Below are 8,768 nucleotides of genomic sequence, written 5' to 3' on the forward strand. Positions count from 1 at the left end.
GTATTCGCGGGGTGCAGGGCGCGTCCCTGCTGCGGCCTCCTCCCGCATCATAACCGACCCGCGACAACGTGGCCCCGGCGTTTAACCGTGCGCCGGGGCTATTCCTTTCAAGGTAATGGTATCAGCTGTCGTTCTGCAGTACGGCCTCCACCGCCTCCGTCAGTGACGCGATGGTCAAGTGCCTGTAAGGTACGTACTTGTCTCTCGAACCTTCGGCGATGCTCGGAGCCAGGGCGAACTTATTGGGCTTGTCGGTCGCAATGGACGGTATCTCCGCCATGTGTATGAGCCAGGACATGGCTATCTCCAACGTTTCCTTCTTCACCACGACGCATATCAGCACGCCCGGCTTGCCTTTGCCGAAAGTGGTCTTCTGCACATCGAACTGGACGGTCCTGACCGGTTTCTCTGAGTCGAGGAGCCATGCCTTAACCTGAATGGGGAGCGCGCGGCCGCTCTCCTTGTCCAGGACAACGAGATCGATGCCGTGGTCGTCCGATAGCGGCTCGAACGGTGACAGGCGCCCTGAGGATTGTGACATCAGCGCCGTCGCCACGTGCAGTTCCGCGATCTTGCCCCTCTGGGTCGAGGTCAACCCGCCGTTCCGTCCCATATGTTATCCTGTTTTGGGATAATTTCTTTTCGGGATTACCGCGACCTGTACGGGCAGTCAAATGGAACGTGCGGGTGGCCAAGAGCATCTACGACGACGAGTACAGGTCGCTCATCAAGCGACTGCGCGATCATCGCAAATCAGTCGGCATGACCCAGCAGGCCCTCGCTGACGCCTTGGGTAAGCCGCAGTCCTATGTTGCTAAGGTCGAAGGTTGTAAGCGGCGTCTTGACGTCATCGAGTTCAAGCACTGGTGCAAAGCACTTAGAGTAGATGTTGTCGAAATTCTAACCAGTTAGAATATTGGGCAATTCGCAAGCTAATTGACCTGAAACCGTAAGGCTGCCGAAAAGTGCCACACAGTAAACAGAGGCACTGTCGGAAATTGCGGACAAAAGCAGATACAACAATTCTGTCGTTTTAAGCCCATGGAACGATGCGGGGGCTAAGCGCGGAATTTTTTAGTTTGTTAAAATTGACAAGCATGATGACGTGGTAGTGGTCATTCTCAAATAACTTCAGAGCATCCAATATCTTTGTCTTGACCTTACGAGATATTGCCTTGATATTCCTCCAAAATCAATAGCTTGGTGAGAATAGTGAGCAACCAATCTGACAGTCAAAGAAACCTTGAAACCCTAATTTTGGCGCTGAAGAAGTTGACGCCGATCCAGATTGAAGTTTTGAGGAGCATCGTCGGAAAATTCGCAGAAGGACAGGAACACGAACACCTGCTTACAGATTTTCTGGACTCTAGCGCGTTCGAGTACTTTTCCACGCGCCTCGCAGCTCACCATGCATCGAGTGCTGTCCCGCTAAAGAAGGAGAATTTCGAACACATCCTAGAACAATCTTTTCTCCGAACCGGGCATCACGCCAAAAGAACAGAGGACATGACACACCGCGGCGCAGATCTAGAAGTCGACGGTCATTTTCACTCTCTAAAAACCGAGGCGGCCAAGGGGCTTAACACAAAGTCCATCACGATTTCAAAACTGATGGAAGCTCGCTGGATCCGGGACCTTGAGAGTCGTGCAGACGCACCAGATCAAGTGCGCCAACGCGTGCTCTCGCATTTGAAAGAGTACGAGCGAATCTTCATTCTTCGAAGCTACGGCGATGAGCAGAAAGTGCGATATGATCTACGGGAGATCCCTAAAGACGTTCTGGCTATGGTTGAGCATCTCACAGTAGACGACTTCAAAGAACTTTCAGCAGCGGGCGGAACTGGCGCCAATGTAATGTTGAACGGACGCAAAGCTTTCCGGATTGTCTTGGATGGTAGTGTTGAGAAAGTGACCATTTCGGGTCTTGATGTAGAATTGTGCCCACTTCATGCATGGTGGGAACTCAACAGACCTGGCTAGATCGCCATTCTCAGTTGATTAGGCATAGCACCCCGACCGTTGGCATCTTCATAAATTGATTTCGCGATCTTTGAAGCAATCATCGGAGGCACTGCGTCGCCAATCTGCCGGTATTTGAAGGATAGTGAACCTTCGAAGTAATAGTTGGGTGGAAAGCCTTGAAGGAGAGCCATTTCTCGGACCGACAACAGTCGGTCCTGTTCAGGGTGGCTGTAGCGGCCATTGCCAGGATGGCTGCACTCGCGTGTGATGGTTGGAGCGGGCTTGTCCCACGCAAGTCGACCGTACACGTCAGGGAATGAGCCTGGTTTTTCAACTTTCATACTTGGAATACGCAAATGTGCTTGATCTTCCGTCAAATCAATCCAGCTTCCGCCGTCCTTCGGAATTGCCTGCATCCGTTCGAGCGAGCGACCACTGATACGAGGGCAAACGTGCATTGGGTCTTCCGGGTGGGTTTCGCCAGCAGCAAGCTCAGGAAGATGCCCAATCGTGTCCCGCACAGAACGCAAGCTGGATTCAGGTATTTGCAGATGAAAGTTGCCATCCAGCTTTGCCACGATGAGCGACCTAATACGACTTTGGGGCAGGCCAAATTTTTTAAGGTCGTGTATCTCGGCGAAGACGTCATATCCCAGATCCGAAAGATCTCGGTGTAATGCATAGAAGTGGTGCTTGTGACGGCCTCGCAATAGTTCTTTGACATTCTCTATTACAATATATCGTGGGCGCCACGCCGCCGCAAAAACAGCCGCTCTCTCTACCAATTTATTCCGACCATCGTCGTGAATGTGATTGCGGCTTTGTTTCTGACTAAATCCAGTGCAAGGAGCACAAGAAATGAGTACGTCTACGTCGCTCGGGCCAAATCCGAAGTGAGCCGCTACATCATCAGGCCCGGTATCGGCTAGATCGGCTGACATCGGTCGAAGACCCAAGTTTCGTTCGTATGTGTCGTTGCAAAATGTAGCTCCGATCCCGTGGCTAGGCTTTGCAACTTCAAGATCAACGGCACCGATTGTTCTATAGCCTTGGCTAACAAAACCGGAGGACATTCCGCCGCCGCAGGAAAAAAGATCGACTATATTCACAAATCCTCCGAGAATTCCACATCTTGCGCTGCATACGCTACTGTGACACAAGATAACACGGGTTAGCTGGCACTGGAACGCCTGATTTTAATACAATATCAATTGATGGATGCCGTATATTGATGTCCTACGATGCGCGGATTGCTGCCTTCAGAGCAGACATCGGATCGCTAAACAATGCATCAATGCTCGACCGTTGGTACTACTCAGGTGACTGTGCTGGCTTGCAACATCAAGCCGAAGCTCAACTTCGACGAGAAGTTTCAGATCAGTTTTCCGTTTCAATACGAGACATTCTGATAGTGGGTTCAGCGCGACTGGGTTTCACCATTGTTCAAAAACCGCAGCGACCTACGTTTTCCCACTTCGGAAACTCCGACATTGATGTGGCAATCATTTCCAAAACTCTCTTCAACAAATATTGGCAGCTCGCTTTGAGCCATTGGGAAGACCACAGCGATTGGAGAAAGGCCGAGCAGTTTCGCCTCTATTTATTCCGTGGCTGGCTTAGACCTGACATGCTGCCAACAGGGTCAGGTTTTGCTGCTTCGGACGAATGGTTCGACTTTTTTCGCGGGCTACAGGCATCTGGACTGTATGGGGGATATAAGATCAACGCAGGTATCTACTATGATGAAACGTTTCTCGAGAGATACATTCACTCGTCTTTAGACAAATGCCGGCGTTTTATTGAGGATAAGATATGAGAACAGCACCAGAAAGTAGAAAAATCTCAGCGGTACTAAAGGCGCTCCGCGAAGGTAGCCTTCAACCTTCGCCAGATTTTCAAAGACGAGCAGTTTGGACCAACAAGGATAAAATCGCATTTATCGAAACAATACTCCTCGGCTACCCATTTCCAGAGATCTACGTTGCATCCGGTGACGTCGATACCCAGACCGGAGACGCGACCGAGCTCTTGGTAGACGGCCAGCAAAGGCTTAGGACGATAGATGAGTACTTCAGAGGGGTTAAACCGTTTGCTCGGACGCAGTCGATTACCAGATATAGGCAGCTTGAAGACGATCAGAAGAGAGATTTCCTGAACTACGACGTTTCAGTGCGTAACCTTGGAATTATTGGCCTCGACGAAGTGCGGGAAGTATTTCAACGTATGAATGCAACTTCATATGACCTCAATGACATGGAGCGTTTCAATGCCGCGTACATTGGGGAATTCAAACAATTCTGCGAACGGATTACACTTGATGACTTCTTGGCTGAACACAAAATTTTCAGCGCCGCTGACATAAGACGAATGAAAGATGTATCGTTCATTGCCTCTCTAGCAACGACGATGCTCTCAGACTATTTCCATCGCGACGACGAAGTCGAAGACTACCTCGAGCGCTTTGACGAAGAATTTGCTGAGGCACCAGCTCTCGAAGCTCGATTTTCTTCTGCGTTTTCCAGCATTGCTCAAATGGGCTTCGACAGAGATAGCCGCGCGTGGAGAAAAGCAGATTTCTACACACTGTTTATTGAAGTCGACCGCATAATAAATCGAGAACAACAAACCCTTGACGAACAGGCAGTTGGCAGCCGTCTCGCCGCATTTTTTCAATCAGTCAATGCCTTGCGTGGAAGCGAAGACGCACACACAGGCGCTGCTGGCGAATACCTGAATGCAACGCTTCAGTCTACAAACGACAGACTCGTGCGAGCAACCAGGGGACGTATTCTGAGAGAAATAATTCTTACGCAAAACTAGCGCTGGTACCCGCGGCCGGACTCGAACCGGCACGGCCTTCCGGCCCAGAGATTTTAAGTCTCTTGTGTCTACCATTCCACCACGCGGGCAAGCGTGTCGGGCCTATTTCGGGCCTGAAAATCTCCATACGGCCACAAGGCCATGAATACAATGCGCTTTACGGGCGGAAGCGAAGGATTTTAAGTCTGATATGTCGGCCAAACCATCACACCCATATGATGCGTCGGCTCCGCGTCGCTCCCTAACCAGTCACTACAGGCAAAAATCCATCAGAAAATTCAGTTTACTGAAGTATTTAGGGCACAATGGCCCCGGAAGGATTGGACTTCGCGCAACAAGTCTTGGTTCAACCTGACGCTCTTTCCAAACAGACTTCAGATTTGAAGTAGAAGTAGCCTGACCGTTAACAAATTGCCCTCCGCTCACCGAAAAGACCAGCCAACGAAGAACTGGCGACGCAGGCTGTGCGAAGCGCCCGAACCTAAACTAGTGGGCGCAACGCGGAGCGGGTCAGCTGGGTTAACTGAGGTGGTGAAATCGTCAAAACGTGATCCGATTCACTGTTTGATCTGACCCATGTCAAAGCCGGGTTCGCTGTACTTGCGTAACATCGTGATCGGGTTCAATCAAAGGAAAGACCGGTTATGTTTCGTCTTGCCGCTGTGCTATATTCACTGATCGCAACTGCAATGGCCGGATCGGCCGTTGTCGCTGTATTGTCAGCTGGGCTGGTAACCGTCAGCGCGATCGTATCTGCAGCTGCCGCAGGTGCTGTACTTGCCGCGCCAGCGTCGTGGCTGGTTGCGCGGAAATTGTATCAGAATAGGGGATAATCAGGCATTCAGAAACGTGCGGACCGCTGCCTCGAATTCGCGGGGTTTTTCGGCGTGCAGCCAGTGACCGGCCCCCGGAATCTTGGCAAATCGCGCGCCAGGAAACAGAAAACGCACCGTATCGCGATGCTCGGGCAAAACGTAGTCTGACGCGCCTCCAGACAGAAAAAGGGCAGGGCCATCCCAGGCTGCCTCAAGCTTTGGGAACCCCATGATGTTTGGCATTTCGCTTGCCAGGATATCCAGGTTCAGAAGCCAGCGTTTTCCAGCAATATCCAGGGATTGGGTGAAGAAGCTCTGTAGTGCTTTTTCTACGCCCAGATCTGCAAGCTGGTACTCGGCGTCCGATCTGCGGCTGACCTGCGAGAAATCTACGGCTCGCATTGCCTCGATGAATTGAATCTGGCTGTGGCTGTAAGCGACCGGTGCGATATCGGCGACCACAAGTTTGCGAACAATCGGTCCGTGTTGCAGTGCCAGCGTCATTGCGGCCTTACCACCCATGGAATGCCCAAGGACATCCGCCGATCCTCCGATTTGGTCGATCACCTCGGCAATATCGTCCGCCAAATGGGGATAGTCATGCTGGGGGTTCCACATGCTGTTTGCGTGGTTGCGCATATCCACGGCCACAACTTGACGTTCATCCGACAGCCTGCGGGCAATCACGCCCCAATTTCGGGCCGATCCATACAGACCATGGGCGATTACAAGGGGCGGGAGCGAGGTAGGTTCGCCATGTACGATCGTGTTCAGCATATGCGGGTGATACAAGCCGCCAGTTGAAACGGCCAGCCCCATTGTAGCTTGCGGCGGCCGAGGCTAGATTGCCGCGTCAGGAGGCCACCTATGTCGCAAGACCCAGATATTCAAACCCGGATCGCGCAGACAATCGTGCTGCTGAAAACCAAGCTGGGCGTGCGTGGCAAGAGTCTGGCGGCGTCGGTTCGGCAGGCGAAGCCTCGCTTGCCGCGGCGGGTTTACAAACAGGCAATGGTGCTGGCACAGGCCGAGCAAATGGCTCAACATCCCAAATTGAGGCTGGTTCTGGATACTCCGAAGCTTGTGCAGGCGTCCGAGGATGTGCAGGCGCATCTCGGATCAATCAACCTGGCCGATCGCAGACTGGGATGGTTCCTGGGTCTGCTTGGCAGCCTGGCCTTCAACATGTTGGCATTGTTCGTGCTTGTTTTGGCGTTTCTTTGGTGGCGCGACTTGATCTGATCGGGTGTTCTGTCCTATGCGCTGAAGAATGAACGCGGTTCAAGGTTGAGGGCGCAATGTCAACGAAATCCCAAATTCGACGTGAGCAGTTACGGGACAAACTGGTCGAAGCTGCCGAGAGTCGTATTGGTCGAGACGGCCTCAGCGATCTTAGGGCGCGGGATTTGGCCAAAGATGCAGGATGTGCGCTGGGTGCGATTTACAATGTGTTTGACGATCTGAACGCTATCGTCATGGCCGTGAACGGACGCACGTTTCGGCGGCTTGGACAGGCCGTCGGTACTTCATTTGACGGCAGCGAACCCCCGGTACAGCGCTTGATTGTCATGAGCACTGCTTATCTGCGTTTTGCGGGCGGAAACACGAATTTGTGGCGCGCGCTTTTCGATCTGAAGATGGCTGACGATGAGGCCGTGCCTGATTGGTATCGCGATGCGTTGAAAGGCTTGTTTTCTTACATAGCCGAGCCCGTCGGCCAATTGTTTCCTGATCTTGACAGGGTTGAAATGGACTTGATGACACGCGCCTTGTTCTCTTCGGTGCATGGGATTGTCACCCTTGGCCTTGAAAACCGGATATCCGGCGTACCGCCCGAGCAAATCAAAAAGATGATTACCCAGGTTCTTTCACGAATTGGAAACAGTTAGTTTCCTGAACACTGTTCAAAAATATCTTGAACAGTGTTCATCGTGTTGTTATGTCACACTTTGTGAACATCGTTCATAATTGGAGAAGCACATGTTTGGCACTTTGAAGACTTTGATAAATGGAGCAAATGCCCGGGCTGAAGATCATCTGCGCGACACCTATTCAATAGAGCTGATTGACCAGAAAATTCGCGAAGCAGAGCAGAACCTGAAGGCGGCTAAGCTTACCTTGGCGAGCTTGATCCAGAAGCAGCGCAATGAAAATCGTCAAATCGAAGGGCTGAAAAGCCGCGTTGAAGATCTGATGACCAGGGCCCGTCAGGCGCTGGCGGATGAGCATCAGGATTTGGTTGAGAGCGCTGCGCAAGCTGTTGCTGATCTGGAAAACGAAACGACTCTGCGCATGCAGACCGTGGATCGGCTTGAAACGCGTATCCTGCAATTGCGGCATTCCGTGCAGGCCGCAAGTCGCCGCATTCTGGACCTTAAGCAAGGCGCGATTTCCGCCCGCGCGGTTAAGCGAGAACAGGGCTTGCAAAAACGGTTGAACCGGCATCTTGGTGGAGACAGCCCGATTGACGAGGCTCAATCCTTGATCGAACGCGTGATGGATCAGGACGATCCGTTCGAGCAATCGGAAATTCTGCGGGAAATCGATACAGGTATGGATCACACCAACCTTGCTGCCCGTATGGAAGAGGCCGGATATGGCCCAAAAACCCGCGCGACGGCAGCTGATGTTCTTAGTCGCCTGAAGGCGCAATCCGACACCTGAACTTCATCCGATCCAGACCAACTTTGAAATAGGAGACCTCCAATGAACAATCGCAATGAAAACGGCCTGATCCTGATGCTGAACGGAGCCGGAGTGGCCGTCGCCTACGCTCTGTTGGGTATTTCGCTTTATCTGTCCACCGATGTGCCATTGGCGACCAAAGGGTACTGGGGCATGGGCATCGTTCTTCTGACACTGAGCTTGATCAACGTGGTCAAATACCGCTTTGACGCACGTTCGGCTGAAGATCGGATCAACCGGATTGAAGAGGCCCGCAATGAAAAACTGTTGGAAGATGTCCTGAAAGAACCAGCATCGGACGCCTGATCCCAACCGCGCCGTTTCCGTCGGGGTCTGGCGCTTCACCCAACACAAAAACGGCGCCGAACGGGCGCCGTTTTCTTTGTTTTGCAGCCCCGACTACAAGTTAGGATATAGGGGGAATTTGGCGCATAGGTTGGCGACTTCGGCTTTGACCTTGGCTTCGACGGCGGCGTTGCCGTCTTC

12 protein-coding genes and 1 tRNA gene are annotated in these 8,768 nt (G+C 52.2%); 9 read left to right on the plus strand and 4 right to left on the minus strand.

What is annotated here, in order from left to right; genetic code table 11:
- Window positions 1-121: 121 nt before the first annotated feature.
- Window positions 122-613: a hypothetical protein gene (locus tag Q1B21_RS21585; protein WP_299893049.1), complete on the minus strand. Its 492-nt coding sequence runs from the start codon at window positions 611-613 to the stop codon at window positions 122-124.
- A gap of 74 nt (window positions 614-687) precedes the next feature.
- Between Q1B21_RS21585 and Q1B21_RS21590 the strand changes: the two genes are divergently transcribed.
- Complete coding sequence (locus Q1B21_RS21590; RefSeq protein WP_299893051.1) at window positions 688-912, plus strand: helix-turn-helix transcriptional regulator; 225 nt, start codon at window positions 688-690, stop codon at window positions 910-912.
- Window positions 913-1,212: 300 nt separating this feature from the next.
- Window positions 1,213-1,980 carry a hypothetical protein gene (locus Q1B21_RS21595; RefSeq protein ID WP_299893053.1) on the plus strand — a complete coding sequence of 256 codons (768 nt, stop codon included), beginning with the start codon at window positions 1,213-1,215 and terminating at the stop codon, window positions 1,978-1,980.
- Here Q1B21_RS21595 and Q1B21_RS21600 read toward each other — a convergent pair.
- Window positions 1,977-3,071, minus strand: coding sequence for a DNA cytosine methyltransferase (locus Q1B21_RS21600; protein ID WP_299893055.1), 1,095 nt, complete (start codon window positions 3,069-3,071; stop codon window positions 1,977-1,979). The genes Q1B21_RS21595 and Q1B21_RS21600 overlap by 4 nt on opposite strands.
- 122 nt (window positions 3,072-3,193) lie before the next feature.
- Between Q1B21_RS21600 and Q1B21_RS21605 the strand changes: the two genes are divergently transcribed.
- On the plus strand, window positions 3,194-3,778 hold the full coding sequence (locus tag Q1B21_RS21605) for a hypothetical protein (RefSeq protein WP_299893057.1): 585 nt from the start codon (window positions 3,194-3,196) through the stop codon (window positions 3,776-3,778).
- The gene (locus Q1B21_RS21610) at window positions 3,775-4,782 is read left to right on the plus strand and encodes a DUF262 domain-containing protein (RefSeq protein ID WP_299893059.1); all 1,008 of its coding nucleotides are present in this window, start codon (window positions 3,775-3,777) and stop codon (window positions 4,780-4,782) included. Before Q1B21_RS21605 ends, Q1B21_RS21610 begins: the two co-directional genes overlap by 4 nt.
- A gap of 3 nt (window positions 4,783-4,785) precedes the next feature.
- Here the strand turns inward: Q1B21_RS21610 and Q1B21_RS21615 are convergent.
- Window positions 4,786-4,871 (minus strand) — tRNA-Leu (locus Q1B21_RS21615).
- A 555-nt stretch (window positions 4,872-5,426) separates the two neighbouring features.
- On the opposite strand from Q1B21_RS21615, the gene Q1B21_RS21620 reads away from it, so the two are divergent.
- Window positions 5,427-5,615, plus strand: a complete 189-nt coding sequence (locus Q1B21_RS21620; RefSeq protein ID WP_298936933.1) for a hypothetical protein — start codon at window positions 5,427-5,429, stop codon at window positions 5,613-5,615.
- Here the strand turns inward: Q1B21_RS21620 and Q1B21_RS21625 are convergent, their stop codons facing one another.
- The gene (locus tag Q1B21_RS21625) at window positions 5,616-6,416 is read right to left on the minus strand and encodes an alpha/beta fold hydrolase (RefSeq protein ID WP_299893061.1); all 801 of its coding nucleotides are present in this window, start codon (window positions 6,414-6,416) and stop codon (window positions 5,616-5,618) included. It abuts the gene before it with no gap.
- A 48-nt stretch (window positions 6,417-6,464) separates the two neighbouring features.
- Between Q1B21_RS21625 and Q1B21_RS21630 the strand changes: the two genes are divergently transcribed.
- The 4 genes from Q1B21_RS21630 to Q1B21_RS21645 all read left to right on the plus strand — a co-directional run bounded on the left by Q1B21_RS21630 (window position 6,465) and on the right by Q1B21_RS21645 (window position 8,588).
- Complete coding sequence (locus tag Q1B21_RS21630) at window positions 6,465-6,839, plus strand: hypothetical protein (RefSeq protein WP_299082634.1); 375 nt, start codon at window positions 6,465-6,467, stop codon at window positions 6,837-6,839.
- 56 nt (window positions 6,840-6,895) lie between these two features.
- Window positions 6,896-7,486 carry a TetR/AcrR family transcriptional regulator gene (locus tag Q1B21_RS21635; RefSeq protein ID WP_299893064.1) on the plus strand — a complete coding sequence of 197 codons (591 nt, stop codon included), beginning with the start codon at window positions 6,896-6,898 and terminating at the stop codon, window positions 7,484-7,486.
- 91 nt (window positions 7,487-7,577) lie between these two features.
- Complete coding sequence (locus Q1B21_RS21640; RefSeq protein WP_299082632.1) at window positions 7,578-8,261, plus strand: PspA/IM30 family protein; 684 nt, start codon at window positions 7,578-7,580, stop codon at window positions 8,259-8,261.
- Between the two features lie 42 nt (window positions 8,262-8,303).
- On the plus strand, window positions 8,304-8,588 hold the full coding sequence (locus Q1B21_RS21645; RefSeq protein ID WP_299082631.1) for a hypothetical protein: 285 nt from the start codon (window positions 8,304-8,306) through the stop codon (window positions 8,586-8,588).
- Window positions 8,589-8,768: the final 180 nt, after the last annotated feature.

The sequence above is a fragment of the uncultured Ruegeria sp. genome, assembly GCF_947504215.1.
Classification (GTDB): domain Bacteria; phylum Pseudomonadota; class Alphaproteobacteria; order Rhodobacterales; family Rhodobacteraceae; genus Ruegeria.

Coding starts and splice junctions, on each gene's coding strand:
- Q1B21_RS21585 (WP_299893049.1), bottom strand. CDS start 613: ATGGGACGGAACGGCGGGTTGACCTCGACCCAGAGGGGCAAGATCGCG.
- Q1B21_RS21605 (WP_299893057.1), top strand. CDS start 3,194: ATGTCCTACGATGCGCGGATTGCTGCCTTCAGAGCAGACATCGGATCG.
- Q1B21_RS21610 (WP_299893059.1), top strand. CDS start 3,775: ATGAGAACAGCACCAGAAAGTAGAAAAATCTCAGCGGTACTAAAGGCG.
- Q1B21_RS21620 (WP_298936933.1), top strand. CDS start 5,427: ATGTTTCGTCTTGCCGCTGTGCTATATTCACTGATCGCAACTGCAATG.
- Q1B21_RS21625 (WP_299893061.1), bottom strand. CDS start 6,416: ATGGGGCTGGCCGTTTCAACTGGCGGCTTGTATCACCCGCATATGCTG.
- Q1B21_RS21630 (WP_299082634.1), top strand. CDS start 6,465: ATGTCGCAAGACCCAGATATTCAAACCCGGATCGCGCAGACAATCGTG.
- Q1B21_RS21635 (WP_299893064.1), top strand. CDS start 6,896: ATGTCAACGAAATCCCAAATTCGACGTGAGCAGTTACGGGACAAACTG.
- Q1B21_RS21640 (WP_299082632.1), top strand. CDS start 7,578: ATGTTTGGCACTTTGAAGACTTTGATAAATGGAGCAAATGCCCGGGCT.
- Q1B21_RS21645 (WP_299082631.1), top strand. CDS start 8,304: ATGAACAATCGCAATGAAAACGGCCTGATCCTGATGCTGAACGGAGCC.